This is a genomic window from Campylobacter concisus (assembly GCF_001891085.1).
GTDB classification, from domain to species: domain Bacteria; phylum Campylobacterota; class Campylobacteria; order Campylobacterales; family Campylobacteraceae; genus Campylobacter_A; species Campylobacter_A concisus_O.
Genome location: NZ_JXUP01000006.1, coordinates 58,813 through 81,843, shown reverse-complemented (window position 1 = coordinate 81,843; position 23,031 = coordinate 58,813). Strand labels below are relative to the sequence as shown.

Below are 23,031 nucleotides of genomic sequence, written 5' to 3'. Positions count from 1 at the left end.
AGGGAGAAAAAATGTACGTAAAACTAAACGATAGGGTCTATCTAAACAAAGACAAGATCACTAGAGTAAAGGTAGATAGCGTCCAAGACGGTATCAGGATTCGCTTCTACGAGGGGCAAAATCAGGTCGCTAAAAGCGGACGCTTCGAAACAGAGGCAAAAGCCATCGAGTGGCTAGAGAAAAATTTTATAAACAAATAATAAAATGGTCGTGAGCCTCTGTGGCTCGCGCTTCTGTGCTTTATCAAGTTAAATTTGCCGCTTTGCGGTTAAATTTAGCTTGTTCAAATTTAACCTCCAAATTTACTAAATCATTTCCACAGCAAAAGCCCGAAATTTGCGAAAATTTACTATAATTACTGTATCAAATTTAAAGAGTAAAAAATGGCAAATTTAGACGAAATAAGAAAAAATATCATCCTAAAACCGGGCGTGCATTATTTTGATTTCGCGGCTTCCGGGCTTGCTTATGAGCCCGTAGAGCGCGAGATAGCAGATGTTCTCAAAACCTACGCCAACACACACTCCGACAGTAGCTCGAGCGCCATCATCACGCAGCGGCGCTACGAGGGTGCGCGCGAGAGCCTAAAAAAGCTGCTAGGCCTTGACGAGCGGTTTTATCTCATCGCCTGTGGGCAGGGTGCGACGGCAGCGATCAAGAAATTTCAGGAGCTGCTTGGCATCTACCTGCCGCCTGCAACCAGAAGCGCGATCGGCGAGGCAAATTTACGCGCCGCTCAGCCTCCGCTCGTGCTCGTTTCGCCGTACGAACACCACTCAAACGAGCTTAGCTTTCGCGAGGGGCTTTGCGACTACATGCGCGTGCCGCTTAGTGAATCAGGCGAGATCGATCTGCTAGCGCTTGAGCGCATCCTGAAGCTAAATGCCGGACGCCGCATTATTGGCTCGTTTAGCGCCGCCTCGAACGTCACGGGCGTCATTAGCGACTATAAAAAGATCAGCGAGCTAATCAGAGCTGCGGGCGGCATCGTGGCCTTTGACTGCGCGGCGCTGAGTTCGCACACAAATTTAGATTGTGACTATTTCGATGCGATTTTCCTCTCACCGCATAAGCTATTAGGAGGGCCTGCTAGCTGCGGGCTTTTGGCGATTAAAAAAGAGCTGCTCGGTAGCGACGTGCCGACGTTTGCCGCGGGCGGGACGGTCGCCTACGCTAGCCGCGAAGGGCACGTGTTTTTGAAAAATCCCGAGCAGCTAGAGGAAGGCGGTACGCCGCCTATTATCGGGCTTATGCGGGCAAATTTGGCATACGCGCTGCGAAACGAGGTGGGCTTCGAGCAAATAAAAAGCGCCGAGGATGAGCTCGCGCGACTTTTTGAGAGCGAGCTAGCAAGCATAGACGAGATCATAAACTACGCTCCAAAGTGCGCGCCGCGGCTGCCGATAATTTCCTTTAACGTGCGCGGCGTCTCGGCGTATGATTTCGCCGCGAGCCTTAGCAACGACTTCGGTATCCAGACGCGCGCGGGCGTGATGTGCGCGGGGCCGTACGCTCACGACCTGCTGGGTATCAAGGAGGGGCGCATGCCAGAAGCCAAGCCCGGCTTCGTGCGCGTGAGCCTGCACTACACGCACGCCGAGCAAGACGTGCTATATCTAGTTGGCGCGATAAAATCCTGCATCAAAAAGCACCGCGAGCTTTGGGGTGAGGAAAAGGCGATGTATGAGATGTTCGGCGGGAAAATTTTCTAAGCGTAAAAAAAGATAAAATTTAAGATTTATTGTAACTTAATGCAAACATAAAGAGTATTAAGTTACGATGAGAGCGATGAAAAATAAGCATATAGTCCGCTCCAGAATTTTGGAAAAGAAATTTAGAGAGATTTTATGGTATTTCTCGGCCGAGATAGAAGCTGTAAAAATAGAAGATTTTACCAAAATATCAGAAAAAACAATCAATTTTGCACTTGCACTCTCTTGGATAAAATAACCAACAACATCAGAATTTTAATGGCTAGCGAGTGTGAGATCTTAAAAAGTAACGAGCGTAGCGAAGTTAAAAGTATCTAAGTTTCATGCGAGATAGGAATAGACGAAAGCTACTTCGGGTCTAAAAGTGCAAGGGGTAAAAGAGGTAGAGGCACGTGGCAAATAAAACTCCGCTATTCGGAATGCTAAAGCGTAACGGTAAGATCTATATCCAAATAGTTAAAAACTGTTCTGCAAATGAACTGATACTGATATTATCGGAGTTTGACAAATTAGACGAGAGCACGATTTATTCTGATTGCTGGAAAGCTTATGACGGATTGGTAGATTATGGAGACAAAGCTCATTATAGAGTAAAACACTCAAAGAATGAATTTACTAATAGTAAAAACCATATCAATGGTATAGAAAACTTTTTAGTTGCGACTTCATCTTGCTACTACAAGCAGACGGGGATACGCCACAAGCATAGACTAGCTAAATTTAATAGGGATAAGAAAAGAGAATTTCTTGTTTGACTCGAAGAAATGCGAATTTTAGATATAATAATACCAAAAGTACAAAACAAGCAAAGTACTTACACAAGTGACGTTTCTATAAAAGAGTTTTTATCGCATTTTATTAAAATTTATAATAGAGAATCCATTTGACTTGTCTTAAGTCAAAAAATAATAGAGAAAATCTCCTCTCTGGTCGGTAACGTTATGTGGTAGATAAAAGTAAATGATATGGTGAAATTAATAAAAGGAGAATTGTTATGGTAAATATAATTATTGGGTCAACGCAAAAACCATTAGCCAGTGAAGAGTTAAAAAGATACTTTCAAAGAGATAGTGACTTAGAAGGATATCTATATATTGGATATCCAATAATAGGAACCGTAGAAGGGGCATATCCTATAGATGCATTATGGATTTCTAAAGAAAAGGGATTGGTTATTTTTAATTTAGTTGAAAATAAGAATATTGAAGGTTATGAAGAAATCCAGGATGACTGTGCTAATAAAGTTGAATCCAAATTAAAAGGATACAAACAATTGGTGAAAAAAAGGCAATTGTGTGTTGATATAAATGTGATAACTTTTGCTCCATTTATTGAATCGCTAACAGACTATAATAAGTACTATCCTTTATGTAATATTAACACCATGACAAAATGTATTTCAGAGGTAGAATGGAAAGACCAAGAGTATTATAATGATTTAGTTTCAGTTCTACAAGCAATTTCAACCATTAGAAAAGGGAAGAAGAGAAAAGAGGTTTTAAGTGCTAATTCCAAGGGTGCTAAGCTAAAGACACTGGAGGACTCTATTGCTAATTTAGATAACAGACAGAGCCAAGCGGTAATAGAAACTGTTGAGGGGGTGCAAAGGATACGCGGACTAGCTGGATCAGGAAAAACAATAGTACTTGCATTAAAAGCAGCTTATTTGCACGCTCAGCATCCTGACTGGAAAATAGCTATTACATTTAATACAAGATCATTAAAAGGGCAACTTAGACGATTAATTAATACATTTTATATAGAACAAACAAACGAAGAACCCGATTGGGATAATTTGCAAATTATGCATGCATGGGGTTCTTCTGGCGGCGGAGATAATAATGGGATATACTATACTTTTTGTGCTTTAAACAATGTGCAATATAGAGATTATAGAACAGCGAGAAATAGGTTTGGCTCATTAGATCCATTTGGAGAAACATGTGAAAAAGCATTAAATGAAGTAAAATCGAATGTTATGGAGATATTTGATGCTGTGTTGGTTGATGAAGCGCAAGATTTTTCGCCGAGCTTTTTGAGGATGTGTTATGAGATGTCAAAGAATCCTAAAAGATTGGTTTACGCATACGATGAGTTGCAAAATTTAAGAACACAGTCTCTACCGTCACCGGAAGAGATATTTGGTAATTTTGAAAACGGAACACCGAAAGTTAAATTTTATGCCCCTGAGGAAGGAAAACCACAACAGGATATTATTCTTGAAAAGTGCTATAGAAATTCAAGACCTGCATTGGTGACAGCCCATGCACTAGGCTTTGGCATATATAGAGAGAACGAGACAAATTCAAAAACAGGTTTGGTACAAATGTTTGAGCAGCATTCCTTATGGGGGGATGTTGGATACGAGGTAAAAGAAGGAACTTTAGAAGATGGAAAGCATGTTATTTTGGCAAGAACTGCATCAAGTAGTCCCGAATTCTTAGAAAAGCATTCTGATATTGATGATTTAATTATATTTAAGTCCTTTAAAAGTCAAGAAGAACAGAATAAATGGGTTGCCGAGCAAATAAAAATCAATTTAACAGAAGATGAATTAAGGACAGATGATATTATTGTAATTAACCCTGATCCGTTGACTACAAAAGTAAATGTAGCTCCTATTCGAGCTATGCTTTTTGAAAAAAATATCAATTCTCATACAGCTGGAGTAGATACTACACCAGATATATTTTTTGCAGAAAACAATGACTCAGTGGCATTTACTGGTATTTATAGAGCTAAAGGAAATGAGGCAGCTATGGTATATGTTATAAATGCTGAATCTTGTTATGATTCTTATTATGACTTAGCTAAGAAAAGGAATCAGTTATTTACAGCTATAACAAGAAGTAAAGCCTGGGTAAGAGTTTTAGGTGTTGGAGAAGATATGGATAAATTAATTGATGAATATAAAAAAATAAAGTCTCACAATTATACTTTGGATTTTATTTATCCAGATAAATCTCAAAGAGAAAAAATGAACATAGTTAATCGTGATATGAGTGCAGCAGAAAAGAATAAAGTTCAGAAAAGCAAAATAAATATAGAAAATTTAGTTACGGAGCTTGAAAACGGGGAAATTTTCTTGGAAGACTTGGGAGAAGAACAGATTGCTCGCCTAAAAAAATTGTTGAAAAGAGGTGAGCAGTTCTAATGCTGACTGCAAAAAAAATTTATACCCAGATAGAAAGGATAACAGCTGATATAATTAAAACCGGGCTTTGTGATGATCAAAATTTTCCATCTATAAGGAAATATTCAGAGGGAATTGAAGAGGTGAGTGTGAGTACTTATGACAATAATATCTTTTTAAAGAGCATTCCATATACAGATATGTATTTAGAGTTATATAGAAATAGAATGTTCAATATAAAAATGATAGATGGAGCCTTAATACAGATGCAATATCGATTTAGAAAAGATAAAATAGAGAGTCACCGATTGGCTTTTTTCCCTGCACCTGATTTAGAGATATTTCAAAACGAATCAGACCTTTATTTGGAAGATGAAATTTATAGTGATATTTTAGATAGAAGAGTAGTTTCTGTGCCTCTAAGGTTTGATTTTGATGATGGAAAGGATAGTTATGGGGAGAAGATAAGCCAACCCATTATTCATCCAGTTTCTCACCTAACTATAGGTCAATATAGAAATTGCAGAATACCAGTATCATCTGCATTGACTCCATATCAGTTTTTGAAGTTCGTTATTATGAATTTTTATAACACTGCTTATACTTCATATAGTTCTCACTTTACTGAACATAAGGATTGTTTTGATAAAACACTATACCTTGAAGAAACAGAGATAGTAAATATATGTACGCCTGTTTACAAAAAGTAAAGTACCTTTAACTTGACACAAGGTAGTGCAAAGTGGCTACTGATAATTAATCCTCAACGAGATATAGAATCTAGCAAAAAGGGGAAGCAATATATCAAGCGTATACTAAAGATAAAGTTGTTAGTAATGTGTGCTTTGAGGTATTTAAAAATGACGTCGGAGAGTTTAAATTTAAAGAGGAGCCAAAATAAATTCTGATTTATAAAAAGGGCGCAAAGCGCGCCCGAATCACGCAAATTTAAGCCATAAATTCGACTCAAATTTGCGCGTAAATAAAATTAGTTTTTGCGAGTATTCGCGTCAGGCGTGAAAAGCGGCTTATCTAGCAGCTTAAAGTCGCCGATAAATTTCTGACCCTCTTCGCCGGTCGCCCACTCTATAAATTTATTTGCGTTTTCGATGTCGGCCTTAGCGCAGTGCTTCGGATTTACCGCGATTAGCGAGTAGAAGTTCTTTAGGTCGTTGTCGCCCTCGTTGATGATGACCATCTCAGGCGCGCCTTTTTTGGTGTCCTCGTACTTGATGTAGGTGCCGCGGTCGGTGAACGTCACGCCCTTTTGCTCGGCTGCAGCGTTGATGGTAGCTAGCATGCCTTGGCCGGTTTGCATATACCAGCCGTCTTTTTCAGGCACTTCGCCGATGATTTTTTTCCAGATACCTTTTTCTTTGTTGTCAGTGCCTGATTTATCGCCGCGAGAGAAAAATTTGATATTCTCTTTTTTGATCAGCTCAAAGCTCTCTTTTATGTCTTTGCCTTTAAATTTATCGGCGATAGATTTATCGGCGATAACGACGAAATCATTGTACATTACGGCTTTTCTCTCGACGCCAAAGCCTTTTTCTACGAATTCTTTCTCAACTTTTGGCGAATGCACGAAAAGTATGTCCGCATCGCAGTTTTCGCCAAGTTTTAAAGCAGCGCCCGTGCCTACGGCGGTCCATTTGATATCGACGCCGGTTTTTGCCTTATACGTAGGGTAGATCGCGTCTAGTAGCCCCGTGTTATCAGTGCTGGTGGTGGTAGCCATGATGAGTTCGCTATCGCCCGCAAACGCCAAAACGCTCGCTATTAGCGAGCCTAATATTACTTTTTTCATTTTTCTCCTTTTTTAAAAGTATGCTATTATAGCATACTAAATTAACCATATAAACATACGGAGAAATAATATTTGGACTTTCTACTAAACGGATTCTTAGAGGCCTTTAGGCTGCTTTTTAGCGGCGATGAGGAAACGTATTCGGCGATCAGGGCGACGCTTTACACTTCGAGCTTTTCGATATTTTTTACGATTTTAGTCGGTTTTCCGCTAGGCTTTACGCTGGGATTTTACGATTTTAAAGGGCGCAGGATTTTGAGACTGCTCAGCGATACGGCGCTTGCGATGCCCACCGTTGCTATCGGGCTTATTTTGTATGCATTTATCACGCGAAACGGCCCGTTTGGCGAGTTTGGGCTGCTTTTTACGCTAAAGGCCGTGATGCTGGGGCAGTTTGTGCTAGCACTACCTATCATCATCTCGCTAAGCGCTAGCGTCGTGGAAAATATGGACAAAAAACACTATCTAACCATCCTAAATTTACGCCTGAGCGCGCCGCGGCTAGTGGGCTGCGTGCTTTACGAGCTAAGGTATGCTCTGATGGTGGTCGTAGCGACGGCGTACGGGCGTATCGTGGCCGAGGTCGGCGTGGCGATGATGATCGGCGGAAATATCAAATATTTTACCCGCACGATCACGACTGCAGTGTCGCTGGAGACGAACAAAGGCGAGTTTGCCATGGGTATCGCGCTGGCTTTGGTGCTCATCTTTATCGCGTTTGCCGTAAATTTGGCGATACACGCGCTAAAAAGGCTTGACCGATGAAATTTGACAAATTTGAAAAATTTACGCTCGCAAAAAGCGCGCTAGGCGCGTCAAACTTGAGTCTTTTCGTAAATTTAACGAGAAAGGCGCAAAGTGATAAACGTTAGAAATTTACGCCTAAACTACGGCGCGAACGAGATTTTAAACATCCCGCGCCTTGATATCGACGTCACCAAAATCACCGCGCTAACTGGCAGCAACGGTAGCGGCAAAAGCACGCTAATGCGAGTGATGTCGTTTTTACAAAAGCCCACTAGCGGCGAGGTGCGGCTGTGGGGAAGCAGCGCGCCGAGTCTAAATTTACTGCGCGACGTTAGCGTTTTGTTGCCAGAGCCCGCGCTTTTAAAACGCTCCGTGAGGGAAAATTTTAGAGCCGTTTTAAAAAGCCGCGGAGTACTGGGAGAATTTGACGAGCGAGCGAGCGAGGCGTTAAATTTGGTCGGTCTTGACGAGAGCTTTTTAAGCAAGCGCCACTTTGAGCTAAGCTCGGGGCAGACGCAGCGCGTTAGCTTTGCGTTAAATTTGGCGCTTAGATCGCGGCTTTATCTACTCGACGAGCCGACAAATAGCGTGGACGTGGGCACCTCAAAGCTGTTTGGCAAGGCGGTGCTTTATATGCGGCAAAGATACGGTTGCGGCTTTGTGATCGCTAGCCACGACGACAAATGGCTAAGCGCGGTCGCCGAAGAAAACGTCTTTTTGCACAAGGGTCGCGTGTGCGAATTTGAGTACAAAAACATATTTGACGCGCAGGGCGGAGTTTTAAAATTTGACGAAAACGCGAGCGTAAATTTGCCGCAAAATTTACGTAACGCCGTAAAAATTGCCGTAAATCCAAGTAAAATAACGCTAAGCAAAACGCCGATAGAAGGCTACTTAGGCGGCATCTTGCACTCGGTTTCGCTCTATCTTGGCAAAGATCTTTTGGTAAAAATCAAAATCGGCGACTTTCTGATAAAAACCCTGGCGCCTAATTCGCAAAATTTTAACGTCGGCGAAAATATTTATTTTAAATTTGACGAGGAAGCGTTTTTGGGGCTTGAGTGAGCCCTGAAATTTTGCAAATTTCGCTTCAAATTTTAAATTTAGACTCGTTTAACGCCCGTTAAAATAGCCGAGTTAAAAGTAAATATCAAAATGAAGCGTAAATGTAAGATATATGCGTAAATTTCATATTTCTTTTATCCCTTAAAATTCGCTACAAGTAATATGCAATTAAGGCACATTTAAGCGTATATTAATTTTTTTAATTTATTTTTTTTTAAGTATAAGAAATAAGCCAAAAAGTAGTATAGTTTCACAATCGAGAAAAATCTCAAAAAATAGACAAAAATGATAAAGGAAGGCGATGACTAGCAAGGGCGAATTTGCGGCGGGACGTGGGCTTTACTACTCGCTATTTTCGCGTTTTTTCGTTTTTAGCCAAGAAGCCGATAGATTTAGCGGCGTAAACGCGATGCTAGGCCTTGCCTCGGCGCACGCTCTAAACGAGGAATCGGCCGACGCGATAATGCGCATACAGGCAAAATTCGACGAGAAAAATTCGCAAAATTTAGCGGATGAATTCGATGAAATTTTCCACGCTCTGCCAAGTCCGCTTAGAAACTCGCTGTCCTACTACGACGAGGGCTACGAAGTCGGACACGCCTGCGCAAAAGTGCGTAAAATTTTAGCCCGCACAGACATTAGGCGCGACGAGGCTAAATTTAAAGAAAACGAAGACAACGTGGGCTTCGTGTTTGCGCTGATGAGCGAATTTATCGCGCGAGAGAGCGAGCAGGAGCTATACGGCGAGCTTGAGGAGCAGCTTTTTAAGGAGATCATAAACCCAAACATCGACGAGTTTATAAATGATCTTTTTAACCACGAAAGCAGCGAAATTTATAAAGACGTCGCAGTGCTTTTGCAAGGATTTATAGAGTTTGAGCGCGTAGTTTTAAGCGCGCCGCGTCCTATAAATCAAGGCAAAAACAAAAAGACTTTGGACGGAGTTTCAAGATCTGAGGCCATAAGAAGACAAAAAAACCGAGTGAGAAAGATAAAAGCTATGGAGGAAGAAAATGCAAAAAAATAGGCGAGAATTTTTAAAAAAGGCGGGGCTAGTCGGCGCGGCAGCGGCTACAACCGGAGTAGCAACGGCAGCGGCGTCAAACCTAAAATACGGTAAAAGCAAAAAGACCGAAGTGCTTTATAAAAGAAGCAAAAACTGGGATCTATACTACGAACAAGCGAAATAAATAAAATTTAAGAAAGGATGAATATGTCTGAGGCAAATTTACGTCTTATGCCCCACTCAAACGCAGTCGGGCGAAGATCGTTTTTAAAAATGGCCGCGCTAGCAGGCGTAGCGGGCGGCATGAGCGGGCTGGCTGCTAGCGGTGTAACTAGAAGCGCCACAAAAGAAGAAATGGCAAATCCGTTTCCAAACTCTAAAATCGTAAAAACCGTTTGTACGGTTTGCTCCGTTGGATGCGGAGTGCGCGCCGAGGTAGAAAACGGCGTTTGGGTACGCCAAGAAGTAGCCCAAGATCACCCGGTAAGCGCGGGCGGCCACTGCTGTAAGGGCAGCGACGTCATCGATATGGTGCGCTCTCACTGCCGCGTGAAATACCCGATGAAAAAAGTAGGCGGCAAATGGAAACGCATCAGCTACAAAGACGCGCTTGACGAGATCGGCGCCAAATTAAAAGCGTATCGCGAGAAAAACCCTGAACAAGTGATGTTTCTAGGCTCTGCAAAAGATTGCAACGAACAAAGCTACTACATCAGCAAATTTTCCGCGATGTTTGGGACAAACAACCTAGATCACCAAGCTAGAATTTGACATAGCGCAACAGTCGCCGGTGTGGCGAATACGTGGGGTTATGGAGCTATGACTAATCACCTTGGAGATATCCAAAACGCGAAGTCTATCTTTATAATCGGCGCAAATCCGGCTGTAAACCACCCGGTGGGATTTAGGCATTTTCTAAAAGCGAAGGAAAATAACGGCGCAAAGCTGATCGTTGTCGATCCAAGATACACGAGAACTGCTGCAAAGGCTGATTATTTTGCTCAAATTCGCCCGGGCACGGACATACCTTTCATGTATGGCATGATGAATCTCATCTTTGAAAACGGTTGGGAAGATAAGAAATTTATAGATGACCGCACGTACGGCATCGACGAGATCCGCAAAGAGGCTGCAAAGTGGACGCCAGAAGTGGTCGAAGACGTAACCGGAGTACCGGCTGCGACGCTAAAAGAGATAACGGAAGTTTACGCTAAAAACCGCCCTGGATCGGTCGTTTGGGCGATGGGTCTAACTCAGCACACCATAGGCAGCTCAAACACTCGTATCGCTCCGATCCTGCAACTAGTACTGGGAAATATGGGCGTATCAGGCGGCGGCTGCAACATCCTGCGCGGTCACGACAACGTCCAAGGCGCCAGCGATATGGCAAACGCGCCAGATAGCCTGCCTGGATACTACGCTAAAAACGAAGCCACGTGGAAATACTTCGCTAAAATGTGGAAAGTAGACTACGAGTGGTTGCAAGGTAACTTTATAAAACCTGAATGGATGTTTAAGCCGGGATTTACCCTAGCTCGCTGGTGGGCAGGCGTACTTGACGGCAAAAACGGCAATGACCCGGTTGAAAACGCAGGCGATAGCCTAAAAGCCCTAATCGTCATAGGCAACGGCATCACCTCTACCGCACAACAAGCAAAAGTACAAGAGGGCCTTGACGGCCTTGAGCTTTTGGTGTTGCTTGATCCTTTTGTAAACGACGCCGGCGTTATAACAGACAAAAAAGACGGCGTCTATCTACTGCCTGCAGCGACGCAGTTTGAAACCAGCGGCACGGTCGTAGCGACAAACCGTAGCGGTCAGTGGAGAAGCCAGGTCGTAGAGCCTCTGTTTGAGAGTATGCCAGATCACGAAATTTTATTTGAGCTTGCCAAAAGGCTAGGCTACTATGACGAGCTAACTCGCACGATCAGAGACTCCGAGGGCAAGATCGAGTGGCCTGAAGCAGCCACTCGCGAGATCGCTAGTATCGTAAAAAGCATCGGTCTAACCGGCTGGACTCCGGAGCGTCTAAAACGCCATCAGGCTAACTGGGATAAATTTGACGAAAAAACGCTAATGGGCAAAGAGGGCACCGAGGTAGCGGGCGAATACTACGGCTTGCCGTGGCCTTGCTGGACGGAAAAACACCCTGGCAGTCCAAATTTATACGATATAAGTAGACCGGTAATGCAAGGCGGTATGGGCTTTAGAAACCGCTTCGGCCTAGAGCATAACGGCGTAAATCAGCTAGCTGGCGACGGTAGCGCGCCTGTAGGCGGAGCGCAAAGCGGCGGATATCCGGAGATCAAAAAAGATAACATAGAAAAGATACTAGGCATCAAGCTAACGGATGAAGAGCGCGAAAAAATGGGCGCTACTTGGGCCACGGACGGTAGCGGTATAATCGCAGAAAAATGTATGGAAAAGGGTATTGCACCGTACGGCAACGCAAGAGCTAGAGCGGTAGTTTGGACCTTCGTCGATCAGATACCGCAGCACAGAGAGCCGCTACATACGCCTCGCCAAGACCTTGCGCAGAAGTATCCGAGCTTTGAGGATAAGCCGAATCACTACCGCGTATTTACGAAATACAAGAGCTTGCAGCTAAGTAAGGACTTCTCGAAAGAATTCCCGATAAATTTGACTACGGGACGCCTTGTAAACTTTAGCGGCGCGGGTATGGAGACACGCGCTAGTATGTATCTATCGCGTATCACGCCTGAGATGTTTGCGGATATCCATCCTGAGCTTGCGGCTAAACACGGCATTAAAAACTGGGATTTCGTATGGATTCATTCGCCTGAAGGCACGAAAATCAAGGTACGAGCTAGAGTCGTACCGTCGGTCAAACTAGATACTATATTCTTGCCGTTTCACTGGGCTGGATACATGCAAGGCATCGATATGACTGGTAATTTCCCAGAAGGCACCAAGCCTTATGCGGTAGGTGAGAGCGCAAATACCGTCGCTAACTACGGCTACGATATAGTCACTCAAATCCCCGAAACCAAAAGCGGTCTATGCCGCATAGAAAAGGCGTAAAATGAGCGAATTTAACGATAACAATAGACTTAAATTTTACTGCGACGACGATAGATGTATCGACTGTAACGGCTGTGCGGTAGCTTGCGACGAGGCTCACGAGCTGCCTCTTGGCATCCGCCGCCGCCGCGTCATCACGCTAAACGAAGGCGTACCAGGTAAGGAAATTTCAACCTCGATAGCCTGCATGCACTGCGAGGACGCGCCGTGCTCGCTGGTTTGCCCGGTTGATTGTTTTTACATCAGAGCCGACGGCGTCGTGTTACACGACAAAGATATCTGCATCGGCTGCGGATACTGTCTATACGCGTGTCCGTTCGGCGCGCCTCAGTTCCCTCGCGAGGGGGTATTTGGCGCCAAAGGTTCTATGGATAAGTGCACGATGTGCGCAGGCGGTCCGCTACCAACGAATAGCGAAGCCGAGCGCGAAGAGTACGGTCAGGATAGAATTTCCGAAGGAAAGGTGCCGGTTTGTGCGGCGATGTGCTCGACAAAGGCACTGCTAGTAGGAGAATCCGCAATGATAGAAAAAATCTACGGCGACAGAGTCAAGGCTCGCGGCTACGGCTTTAAAGACCTAAAACAAACTCTGACCTGGAAGCTCGCCTACTATGCTGGCGACAGGCTTAAGATAAAATCTTAAAATTTAGCTCGCTCTCGCCGAGATTGCGTGGGCGAGTAATCTCATCAAATTTGACACGGTTTGGCTGCGTCAAATTTGACTCACACTTCTTTGATTTCATTAAATTTTACATGGATAGTTCGTTAAATTTGACTCATACTTCTTTAGCTTCATTAAATTTTACATCGTTAGTTCGTCAAATTTGAATACTAGTAAATTTAAAATAAAAATGGATAAATTTTAGCAGAAAAAAGGGCGGTCTCCCGCCCTAAATTTACGCTCTAACAGGCGATAAATACGGATTTGCCGAGTGCATCGACATCTCGTTTTGCTCTCTAAATTTGATAAATTCCTCTTCGCTTAGACGCCTGATGTTTGCTATCGTCATCTTTAGCGGCGTGATGCCTGAGAGCGGATCGGGATCGCCGGCGTTGGCTAGCTCGTTACCGTCGGCCTCGCTATAGTGGAAGGTCGTAAATATCGTGCCTTCTTTTAGATCCGGATTTACGCGCAGTTTGGCGGCGATCTGGCCGCGTTTGTTTTGTACGAGCGCGTAGCAGCCCTCCTCTAGCTCCCTCTCGCGAGCGATATCGGGACTTACCTCGATGAGCGCGCCCTCGATGCCAGCACCGTATTCAAGAGCCGGACACTCTCTGGTCATCGTGCCCGTGTGGTAGTGATAGACCTTGCGTCCGGTCGTAAATAGGCACGGATATACCTCGTCGGGCACTTCGCTAAGCGCGCCGCTACCGACCGGATAGCCCTCCGGGATATTCATCTTGGCTCTAAATTCGGCCTCGGCTTTAGCGCGCTCCTCTTTATCGTCTACGTAAAGCACCGGCGCGAAGCGGAATTTACCGCCAGGTAGCATGGACTTATGATCTGCGTAAAGCACGGGCGTACCCGGATGCTCCTCGTCGGGGCACGGCCAGCTGATACCGCCTAGTTTGCCTAGTCTATAGTAGCTGATACCGCCGAAAAATTTAGGCATAAGCTCCCTTAGCTCGTTCCAAATTTGCTCAGGGCTCGCAAAATCAAACCCCTCTAGCCCCATGCGGTTTGCGATGTTGCAAACGACCTTCCAATCAGGCTCCACGCCGCTAACGGGCTCGCTAGCCTTTCGCGTGCGTTGGACGCGGCGAGAGGTGTTGATAAAGGTTCCGTCCTTTTCGCCCCAGCCAGCGGCAGGTAATACGACGTCGGCCTTGTGCGCGCTTTCTGTGAAAAACAAATCCTGTACTATAAAGCAGTCTAGATGATGCACGGCGTGGGCGAAGTGCTCGGTCCAAGGGTCGCTCATTACGGGGTTTTCGCCGTAGACGTAGAGGACTTTTAGCTCGCCGCTATCCATTTTATCGGGTGCTTGCGTTAGCTTAAAGCCCGGAACCGGATTTAGCTCAAAGTGCCATACTTTGCGCGCTTGCTCCTGTGCGTAAGGACTGTTTACCGCGCCGGCCGGGATGACGTTAGGCAGCGCGCCCATGTCGCATGCGCCTTGGACGTTGTTTTGACCGCGCAGAGGATTTACGCCCGCACCCTTTTTGCCTAAATTTCCCGTTAAAACGGCTAAATTTGATAGCGAAAAGACGTTTGACGTGCCGTCGCTAAACTGCGTGATGCCCATCGTGTAGCAAATCGCCGCCGCGCCTGCTTTAGCATACATTCTAGCTGCCTCTATGATGAGCTCTTTTTTTATGCCGGTTTCGCGCTCGAAACGCTCAGGCGTAAAGTCCTTAACCGCTTCTTTTAGATATTCAAATCCCTCGGAGTACTTCTCGATAAATTCGCTGTCTTGCAAATTTTCGGCTATGATTACGTGCATCATCGTATTTAGCGTTTTGATATTCGCTCCGATCGGGATTTGCAAGAAAATATCGGCTTTTTTAGCCATATCGGTGCGCTTTGGATCTACTACGATCATCTTGGCGCCTCGCTGAAGACCGCGCTGCATCTGCATAGCGATGATCGGGTGGCACTCGCTCGTGTTGGTACCGATGAGTAAAAATACGTCCGTGTCAGTCGCAAATTCGACCAAATCGTTCGTCATCGTTCCGTTTCCTAGCGTGCTGGCAAGACCTGCCACTGTAGGAGCGTGTCAAAGACGGGCGCAGTGATCGACGTTGTTGCTGCCCTGGGCGCGGAAAAATTTCTGGAAAACGTAGTTGTCTTCGTTATTTGAGCGCGCAGAGCTAAAGCCCATGATCGAGCTTGGGCCGTATTTTGCGACGGTGGATTTAAATTTATCCGCAAGGAAATCATAAACCTCCTCAAAACTCACTTCTTCAAGCTCTCCGTGCTTGTCGTAGACGCCGTTTAGCTTTCTCATCATCGGTCGGCTTAAGCGTTTAGGAGAGTTTACGAACTCCCATCCGAACATTCCTTTTAAGCAAAGCTCGCCGTCGTTTACGTGGTGGTCTTTGCTAGGTTTGGCATCTACGATTCTACCGTTTCGCACGATAAGATCGATGCCGCAGCCCGTACCGCAATATGGACAGGTGGTCTTTACGATCTCTTCCATTTTTGCTCCTTTCTGGTATTACTGAAATTCATGAGATTATTATACGACGGTAAATATAAATTTAGTTTTAAAATTAATATATTTTATTAAGAATCATTTAAGTAATATGCAAATTTAGCATATTACTCTTTTGGCTAAATTTGTCTTTAAAATCGTATTTTGAAAGTAAAATCACATATTAGTCATTTTGGTAAAATTTGTCCTACCGGTACCACTATATAACAATCTATTAAAGATTTCTCACTGCCGATAACTTGCTTATATCCCCATCTCATTCCTATCATACTTGCCTTTTATCTCATTTTTTATCTCCGTCGACTCATCATCCAGCAACCTACTAAAATTCGGTATTAGATTGCTTATTTTTGAGATAAAATTAATAACCTTCGTTTTAAAGCTTTCTAATATAGATAACTTATCCTGTAAATTTTCTATCGTTTCGTCTTTAGCTTTTACTTCTTCTTCCAGCTCGGATATTCTTTGATCTTTGCTATTTATAGAAGTTTGTAGTTTAGCGATCTCGTTTCGTTTGTTGTCATTGTCTTCTTTCAAAGCTTCTTCGTTTCTTTGCGATGCTTCTAGCCCCTCGTTTCTTTCTTTTAAGTATCGGTTTACTCCTTCTTTGTTTTTTAGCTCTTCGTTGGCTCTTTCAAGCTCGCTTTTTAGTATGTCGCTTTGACTTGCTTTTTGTTTTAATTCGTCTATTTTTTCTTTATCTGCTTCAAAGCTTTTTATTTGATTTTGCAGTTTAATGTTTTCGTTATATTTTTGGATTAGCTCGGCCGAGAGGTTGCTTATTTGTAAATTAATTTCGTCTTGGTTGTTTAGATTTGCGTTTAGCTCTTTTAGCTTTTTATTCTCTCGGACTAGCTCTTCATTAGATTGCTCTAGTTTATTATTTTTTGATATTATCTCGCCTTTATTTAAAAGTTGCTTGGTTAATTCCTCGACCGTTTGTTTTAGTTTGCCGTCGGTAATTATACTTATCTTATTTTGCATTTGCTCTAATACCAAATTTGCAAGATCTTCTACAAAAGCTTTGTCGTCCTCGGTTTCTATTCTAAAATATTCTTTACCGAATATAGGTTTTTCTTTTTTTATATACTTCTTTGCTTGCTTAATTACGAGTTGCTTTATTTTCTTTTTTAGCTTTTGCTCGTCGCTATATTCTTTTTCTGTTTTGTGCATTTGCTTTAAATTTTTATGTCTTGCCTTACTGCCGATTTCGCCACGCATTGCTACGCCTTCAAACGCCGCCCCTCCCATTTCCTGCATACTTCTACCAAAGTCTTTCGTTTCGCCCTTGCCGTTAAACCTAAGGTTTTTGTGATTTTCAAATTGATAATTCGTAAAAATAAGCTGATAATGCTTGGTCTTTTCGTCGTTATGCTCAGCGATTAGCAGGCATTTAACGCCATATTTAGCGCAATAATCGTTTGCGAATCTTCTAACTCTATCAAGCGAAACCTGGGCGTTGATAAAATTTGTCTCGATTTGGCTTAAACCTTCTTTGGGTTCTTTTGGTCTTTGAGTACCAAAGCTAATAACTACCTCTGAAAATCCTACCATGTTTTCTCGCCAACGATTCTTTACTACCTTGCCGTTTTTATAGGTTTTTGATTGGGCTTCGTAGTCGGCTTTCATCTTTTCGTAATATTTTCTCAAAAGCGCTTTTATATATTTCTTATCGCTAAATTCTTTATCTCCGGCTGCGATCTCTCGCATGTGGCCGTTGTCATTATACTCGCTAAGCACTATGTATCTATTATTTCGGCTGTTACCTCTAAGATATCCGATCTTAGAGGCGTGCTCGACCTCTCTAACATTGTGCTCGTATCGTACGATAGCCCTTCTTAAAGTTAAAAACTCGCTTCTAACGCAAAGAACCACATTGTGTCCATCGATTTGAAGGGCATTACTCATTTTTAGTCCTTTTCTTTATTATCTACTATAGGAATTAAGAGCATGTTTTAACCCTTTTTTGAAAAATATAAGCCGCAATATCAGTGATCGCAAAAGCTATACGAGAATTTTTCGCATCGCCCATTTTAATGTAGCGAGGAATATCCCTACCCTGCGATATACGAAGATCAAGAGTGGATATACCAATACCAAGAACCGCTGCGGTTTGCTTTCTGTCTAAAACCACCTTTCCTTTATATTGACTAGATATGTGCTCAAGAAGCGTTTTGTACTCTGCATCGTTATATAGTTCGTTAAGCATCCCATTTTATCCTTCTGCTTATTCTTATATAACTAATTATATGTACTTTTCATTTACTTTTATCATTTTAAGCGGTTTTTGGATAGTTTTTGAAAAAAATTAATACCCTATGGTTCCTTAGGGTATTTTAGAGCAGTTGAGAGTAAAAAATTATTTTCATGTTTTTAAAAACAAAAATAAGGTATCTTAGATTGACTTAGAAAACATAGTGAGAAATTGGAATATTAAAAAAATTTAGGAACAAATAGGGAACAAATTTAATAAAACCAGTAAAGCTTAAAGCTCTCAAAACATCGGTAAAATCGGGGTTTAAAAGGGATTTTTATAAGTAAATGGCTCCGGATGCTGGGTTCGAACCAGCGACCAAGTGATTAACAGTCACCTACTCTACCGCTGAGCTAATCCGGAACACTTGAAAAGAGCTCGTATTATAGACGAAAAGATATGTTTTGTCAATAAATTTTAGCTTAATTTATAAAAAATTGTACAGAGCCCAATAAATTTTTATAAAAGGCTACAACTAGCCTTTTATAAATCCACTTGCAATAACCTTATCGCCATCATACATAACACAAAGCTGGCCTTGTGCCACACCAAGTGCATTTTGATTTAGCGTTAGTTTTGCTGTTTTATTCTCTTTATCAACCTCAACAAAAGCATCAAGTTTAGGGCTTCTATATCTTATCTTGGTTTCGCAATCAAATTTATCTTTATCTATAAACAAATTTACGTTTTCAAGCTCGACTACTTTTTGAGCCAGGTCATCTTTTGTTCCCACAACGATCTCATTTTTATCGGCATTTATCTTTATAACAAAATGTGGCTCATGAGCACCAAAAACCTCAAAACCACGGCGTTTACCGATAGTATAGTGCATATAGCCTTGGTGGCGGCCGATTATTTTGCCATCTTTATCAACCACATTTCCTGGTAAATTTGTATTGTAATGCTTATTTAAAACTTCGATATAGGTATCTTCCACAAAGCAAATTTCGCTACTTTCTGCCTGCGTAGCAAATTCTTCAAGCACTTTTACACTTCTTGCAAGCTCTTTTATATCTTTTTTAAATTTATCCCCAAGCGGGAAAATAACATCTTTTAATATCTCTTTTGGCACTTGGGCTAAAAAGTAGCTTTGATCCTTGCTAGGATCTTTTGCACATGTGATAAATCCATCAATAACTTGCACATAATGCCCAGTAGCGAGCTTCTCACAGCCATTTGCCTTTGCAAAATCAAGCAACGCACCAAGCTTTATAAATTTATTGCACAAAGCACAAGGATTTGGCGTCTTGCCCTCTTTATAGAGCTTCACAAAAGGATCATAGACAAACTCGTTAAATTTATCCTGCAGATCCAAAATATGTACCTTTATGCCAAGATACTCGCCTACTTTTTTTACTTTTCTGATATTTTCTTCGTGATATCCTGGCTTTTGATGTAGCATCATATAGCAACCTTGCACTTCATGACCAGCTTCTTGCAGAAATTTAGCCGTCATAGTGCTATCTACACCACCGCTCATTGCGACCATTACTTTCATATTTTTTACCTCTTTGAAATTTAAAAGGGGATATTTTATATCTTATTTTTAAATAGCCAAAATTTCGTTTGCAATAAGCTCTAAATCATCGGTGATTTTGTATAAATTTATATCTTCTTTTTTTATTGTTTTTTGACTAACTAGCGTATTTTTTATAAATTCATCAAGCCCTTGCCAAAACTCACTCCCAAAAAGAAAAATTTTTACTTTTTTGCTACCAACTTGAGCAAGTACTAAAATTTCAAAAAGTTCATCAAGAGTACCAAAGCCGCCCGGAAAGACGACAAATGCGACTGAGCGATCGGTGAGTGCAAATTTTCTTGGGCTTAAATTTGAAAAGAGATATTTTGCCGTGACGTAAGGGTTTGTATTTTGTTCAAACGGAAGTCTCACATTTAGGGCTATGCTTGGCGATTTTGCACTGTCAAATGCGCCCTTGTTCGCAGCTCTCATTATGCCGTCCCCACCACCAGTTAAGATGGCATACCCTAGCGCGTTTAGCTTATAAGCTAGTTCATAAGCCTTTTTGCAGTAGAAATTTTCTTCATCAAATCTAGCCGAGCCAAAGAAGGTAACATTTTTATTTTTATATTTTAAGACGTTTGGAAAATTTAAAAGATCGCTAACTAATTCATTATTCATTATTTTAACTGTTGAAGCCTCTCGCGTTTTGAGCCTATCTGAGTGATCTGGATGCCAAAATTTCCATCGATTATGACAACTTCGCCAAGGGCTATTACCTTATCTCCGATCAAAATTTCAAGCGGATCGTTTGCTAATTGATTTAACTCGATAACTGAGCCAATATCCATGGTAAGCACATCTTTTAAAAGCATTCTTTTTGAGCCGATACGAACACGAATAGGCAGCCTAACGTCCATTATAAGCCCGATATTTCTCATCTCTTCAGCGCTAAAATCGCCCTTAGCTACGTGAGGAGTGCTTGCTGGTGCAGCTGGTGCTTCGGTCTTTGTTGGCTCAAAAAATTTCATTAGCGAATGATCGCAAGCAAAACCGATATGCTCGCTTAGATCTTCGATTTTTACATTAAATAAAAATAGCTTTTCATAAACACTAAAATCAAGCGAAGAATTTTCATCTAAAAAATTTACATTTATTACTTCAAAATTTATCTTTGGCATACCCTTTTGAGCACCCAAAGATGTACTAAAGGCACTAAAAAGATTTGAAAATATCTCTTTTGCAGCGTCAAGCTCATCACTGCCTAAATTTTCATTCTTTGAAATTTCCTCTTCGCCCATCATCCATTCGCTAATGGCACTTATTAAAACTGGAGTGCATACTATCTCTGTTTTAGCATTGATGTCGCCACTCAAAGAGATATTGGCCATCACTACCGGCGGCTTTATGCCATTTTGCGTTGGTGCATCAAATTCATTTCTTTCACCAACCTCTGGAGCTCTGCCCGTAAGTCCTTCGATAGTAGCTTTTAATTCATTAGAAAATATATTAAAAAAATCATTCATCATCTTCGTCGTCCTCTTCTTCTTCCATTTTGCGCTCATTAGCTTCATACGCCATTAGCTTCGCTTTTCGCTCTTCTTCGTATTTTTCTAAGATATTTTTGATCTCATCTTTATCAGAGCGTATTAATTGCTCAATCCTTATAGATTTTCTAAATCTATGAAGCCCAACTTCAGCTAAGAAAACTTCTTTTTTATCGATACAAACGATCGCCTTATCATCAGCTCCTCTATCAAGCCTTAAAATATCGCCTTCTTTTAAATTTAAAAACTCATTTACGCTGATGATCGATTTGCCAAGTATGGCTTCATATAAAATTTCTGCTCGTCCGATAAGTGTTTTTAGCTCTTTGTTTCTACTTTTTTTTGCACTCGTTTCACCAAGCATAATATCTCTGTTTGCAAGGCGTGAGAGTATCGGCTCAAGGTAGATGACTGGATAGCATAAATTTATCATACCGCTTGAGCCACCAACTATGATCTCCATAACGACCATGATGACGATCTCGTTTTGAGAGACGATCTGTACGACATTTGGACTGCTCTCTTTAGCTTCCACATTTGGATACATATCAGTTATCATCGACCAGCTCTCTTTTAGACGCTGCATGATCATTCTAAGCACCGCATCAAGCAAATTTACTTCGATGTCGGTTAGCTCTCTATTTGCTTCAAAATTTTCACCAGTTCCGCCAAGCAAACGATCTATCATCGGAAAAGCAATGCTTGGATTTATCTCCAAAACACAGTTTCCATCAAGTGGCTTTATAGAAAAGACGTTGAAACTAGTTGGACTTGGCAAACTCATCAAAAATTCGCCATAAGTCATCTGATCAACACTGTGAAGTCTGATCTCGACGATACTTCTCATAACACTAGAAATTTGACTAGCTAAATTTCTAGCAAGCTTATCATGGATGCCTTTTATCGCACGGAGTTGCTCTTTACTAACGCGGTTTGGACGCTTAAAATCATAAATAATAATCTGTTTTTGTTCGCCTTGCGATCTCTCTTCGACCTCGATATTACTCGTATCGCCGTCTTCATCAACAACTTCAAGTAGCGCGTCTATCTCTTCTTGACTTAAAATATCAGCCATTAAACCCCCAAGCTACGCCTGATACGATCAAGCAAACGTTTATGAATTTGTGAAATTCTACTCTCGCTGATATTCATGATCTGGCTTATCTCTTTTAAATTTAGCTCTTCATAATAATAAAGCTGAACCAACATCTGATCTCTTTCGTCAAAATCTTTTAAAGCTTCTTCTATTTTTAAAATGAGATCCTCTCTCTCAATGCTTTTCTCGACATCATTTTGACCAATTAGCTCCATTTGCTCATCTATTGGCAAAATAGTGATAATACCGCTAACGCCTCTTGCCTCTCTTATCTTCTCAATATCTTCATTAAGCTTTTCGGCCAAATACTCATCGCTTGGCTCTTCTTCGTACTCATTGAAATAATTATCTATCTCACTATTTATGCTCTTTACTAGCTTTCTATCGCTTCTGCTAACAACATCAAGCGTCCTTAGATAATCAAGCATAGAGCCATAAATTCTCTTTTTGCCATATCCCCAAAAAGAGTCATTTTGCTCCTTGTCATACTTCCTGCTAAGTTTTATCATCTCTTCAACGCCAATGCTTATTAGGTCATTTGTATCTATACTTGATGGTAGCCTCTCTTTAAGCCTAAACGCCATTGCACGCAGTGCTGGCATATATTTTAAGACGATTTCGTCTTGTTCCTTTTTTATAGTGTTTTTATAAGCGTTAAGCTGCTTTTGCTTTAACTCGTGCATTTCGTTTACCAGAATCAAAATTTTCAGCAGTCATTTTTACCATTATATTTTCCATACGCTTTTCTCTAGTATTTAGCTCAGAGATGAGATAGTCTGCGATCTCTTCGTGTTTTTGTTTGTCAAAAATTTTAGTTAAAGCCCTTTTTACATCGATGTAGTTCATGATAACAATGTGAATTATAAGATAAAAAAACAAAGTAATAACTAGTGTATAAACAAGCATTTCGATAGGCTCACTCACCTTTAGCAAGGTAAAAACTATACCTACAAAAAAACCACAAACCGTAAAAAATGCTATAAAATTTTCTGCACGCAAAGCTCAATC

General features: G+C 41.8%; 20 protein-coding genes, 1 tRNA gene and 1 pseudogene. 11 read left to right on the top strand and 11 right to left on the bottom strand.

Going from position 1 to position 23,031, the window contains the following annotated elements:
* The first annotated feature begins 11 nt into the window (after window positions 1-11).
* The 5 genes and pseudogenes from TH67_RS05735 to TH67_RS05715 all read left to right on the top strand — a co-directional run bounded on the left by TH67_RS05735 (window position 12) and on the right by TH67_RS05715 (window position 5,555).
* Window positions 12-200, top strand: a complete 189-nt coding sequence (locus tag TH67_RS05735; RefSeq protein ID WP_004321084.1) for a hypothetical protein — start codon at window positions 12-14, stop codon at window positions 198-200.
* Between the two features lie 183 nt (window positions 201-383).
* Window positions 384-1,712, top strand: coding sequence for an aminotransferase class V-fold PLP-dependent enzyme (locus TH67_RS05730; RefSeq protein ID WP_072594752.1), 1,329 nt, complete (start codon window positions 384-386; stop codon window positions 1,710-1,712).
* 67 nt (window positions 1,713-1,779) lie between these two features.
* A pseudogene (locus TH67_RS05725) lies at window positions 1,780-2,538 on the top strand (IS1595 family transposase).
* A gap of 168 nt (window positions 2,539-2,706) precedes the next feature.
* The gene (locus TH67_RS05720; RefSeq protein WP_072594751.1) at window positions 2,707-4,866 is read left to right on the top strand and encodes a DEAD/DEAH box helicase; all 2,160 of its coding nucleotides are present in this window, start codon (window positions 2,707-2,709) and stop codon (window positions 4,864-4,866) included.
* The gene (locus tag TH67_RS05715) at window positions 4,866-5,555 is read left to right on the top strand and encodes a DUF2290 domain-containing protein (protein ID WP_072594750.1); all 690 of its coding nucleotides are present in this window, start codon (window positions 4,866-4,868) and stop codon (window positions 5,553-5,555) included. Before TH67_RS05720 ends, TH67_RS05715 begins: the two co-directional genes overlap by 1 nt.
* Window positions 5,556-5,833: 278 nt before the next feature.
* On the opposite strand, the gene tupA is transcribed toward TH67_RS05715, so the two are convergent.
* The gene (tupA, locus tag TH67_RS05710) at window positions 5,834-6,652 is read right to left on the bottom strand and encodes a tungstate ABC transporter substrate-binding protein TupA (protein ID WP_072594749.1); all 819 of its coding nucleotides are present in this window, start codon (window positions 6,650-6,652) and stop codon (window positions 5,834-5,836) included.
* A 72-nt stretch (window positions 6,653-6,724) separates the two neighbouring features.
* On the opposite strand from tupA, the gene tupB reads away from it, so the two are divergent.
* From tupB to fdh3B, 6 genes are all read left to right on the top strand, one after another.
* On the top strand, window positions 6,725-7,417 hold the full coding sequence (gene tupB / locus TH67_RS05705; RefSeq protein WP_072594748.1) for a tungstate ABC transporter permease TupB: 693 nt from the start codon (window positions 6,725-6,727) through the stop codon (window positions 7,415-7,417).
* A 93-nt stretch (window positions 7,418-7,510) separates the two neighbouring features.
* Window positions 7,511-8,464, top strand: coding sequence for a tungstate ABC transporter ATP-binding protein TupC (gene tupC, locus TH67_RS05700; protein WP_072594747.1), 954 nt, complete (start codon window positions 7,511-7,513; stop codon window positions 8,462-8,464).
* Between the two features lie 301 nt (window positions 8,465-8,765).
* On the top strand, window positions 8,766-9,491 hold the full coding sequence (locus tag TH67_RS05695) for a TorD/DmsD family molecular chaperone (protein WP_072594746.1): 726 nt from the start codon (window positions 8,766-8,768) through the stop codon (window positions 9,489-9,491).
* Window positions 9,478-9,654: a twin-arginine translocation signal domain-containing protein gene (locus tag TH67_RS05690; RefSeq protein WP_072594745.1), complete on the top strand. Its 177-nt coding sequence runs from the start codon at window positions 9,478-9,480 to the stop codon at window positions 9,652-9,654. The genes TH67_RS05695 and TH67_RS05690 overlap by 14 nt, the downstream gene beginning before the upstream one ends.
* A gap of 47 nt (window positions 9,655-9,701) precedes the next feature.
* Window positions 9,702-12,512, top strand: coding sequence for a molybdopterin-dependent oxidoreductase (locus tag TH67_RS05680; protein ID WP_141081775.1), 2,811 nt, complete (start codon window positions 9,702-9,704; stop codon window positions 12,510-12,512).
* A 1-nt stretch (window position 12,513) separates the two neighbouring features.
* Entirely contained in the window at window positions 12,514-13,155 is a 642-nt protein-coding gene (gene fdh3B / locus TH67_RS05675) for a formate dehydrogenase FDH3 subunit beta (RefSeq protein ID WP_072594742.1), read from the top strand.
* A gap of 253 nt (window positions 13,156-13,408) precedes the next feature.
* Here the strand turns inward: fdh3B and TH67_RS10810 are convergent, their stop codons facing one another.
* The 10 genes from TH67_RS10810 to TH67_RS05620 form a co-directional block, all read right to left on the bottom strand.
* Window positions 13,409-15,652: a molybdopterin oxidoreductase family protein gene (locus TH67_RS10810; protein WP_374057349.1), complete on the bottom strand. Its 2,244-nt coding sequence runs from the start codon at window positions 15,650-15,652 to the stop codon at window positions 13,409-13,411.
* Between the two features lie 258 nt (window positions 15,653-15,910).
* Entirely contained in the window at window positions 15,911-17,575 is a 1,665-nt protein-coding gene (locus TH67_RS05660; RefSeq protein ID WP_072594740.1) for a hypothetical protein, read from the bottom strand.
* A gap of 34 nt (window positions 17,576-17,609) precedes the next feature.
* Window positions 17,610-17,876 (bottom strand): helix-turn-helix transcriptional regulator, encoded by a 267-nt coding sequence (locus TH67_RS05655; protein WP_072594739.1) that lies wholly within the window; start codon window positions 17,874-17,876, stop codon window positions 17,610-17,612.
* Between the two features lie 333 nt (window positions 17,877-18,209).
* Window positions 18,210-18,284: transfer RNA gene (locus tag TH67_RS05650), tRNA-Asn, on the bottom strand.
* A gap of 112 nt (window positions 18,285-18,396) precedes the next feature.
* The gene (gene mnmA, locus TH67_RS05645) at window positions 18,397-19,419 is read right to left on the bottom strand and encodes a tRNA 2-thiouridine(34) synthase MnmA (protein ID WP_021090839.1); all 1,023 of its coding nucleotides are present in this window, start codon (window positions 19,417-19,419) and stop codon (window positions 18,397-18,399) included.
* Between the two features lie 48 nt (window positions 19,420-19,467).
* Entirely contained in the window at window positions 19,468-20,061 is a 594-nt protein-coding gene (locus TH67_RS05640; protein ID WP_072594738.1) for an LOG family protein, read from the bottom strand.
* Complete coding sequence (gene fliY / locus TH67_RS05635; RefSeq protein WP_072594737.1) at window positions 20,061-20,909, bottom strand: flagellar motor switch protein FliY; 849 nt, start codon at window positions 20,907-20,909, stop codon at window positions 20,061-20,063. The genes TH67_RS05640 and fliY overlap by 1 nt, the downstream gene beginning before the upstream one ends.
* Window positions 20,899-22,002 carry a flagellar motor switch protein FliM gene (gene fliM / locus TH67_RS05630; RefSeq protein ID WP_054196277.1) on the bottom strand — a complete coding sequence of 368 codons (1,104 nt, stop codon included), beginning with the start codon at window positions 22,000-22,002 and terminating at the stop codon, window positions 20,899-20,901. The genes fliY and fliM overlap by 11 nt, the downstream gene beginning before the upstream one ends.
* Window positions 22,002-22,706: an RNA polymerase sigma factor FliA gene (locus TH67_RS05625; RefSeq protein ID WP_072594736.1), complete on the bottom strand. Its 705-nt coding sequence runs from the start codon at window positions 22,704-22,706 to the stop codon at window positions 22,002-22,004. Before TH67_RS05625 ends, fliM begins: the two co-directional genes overlap by 1 nt.
* Window positions 22,678-23,022 (bottom strand): hypothetical protein, encoded by a 345-nt coding sequence (locus TH67_RS05620; protein WP_021090750.1) that lies wholly within the window; start codon window positions 23,020-23,022, stop codon window positions 22,678-22,680. The genes TH67_RS05625 and TH67_RS05620 overlap by 29 nt, the downstream gene beginning before the upstream one ends.
* Between the last annotated feature and the right edge of the window lie 9 nt (window positions 23,023-23,031).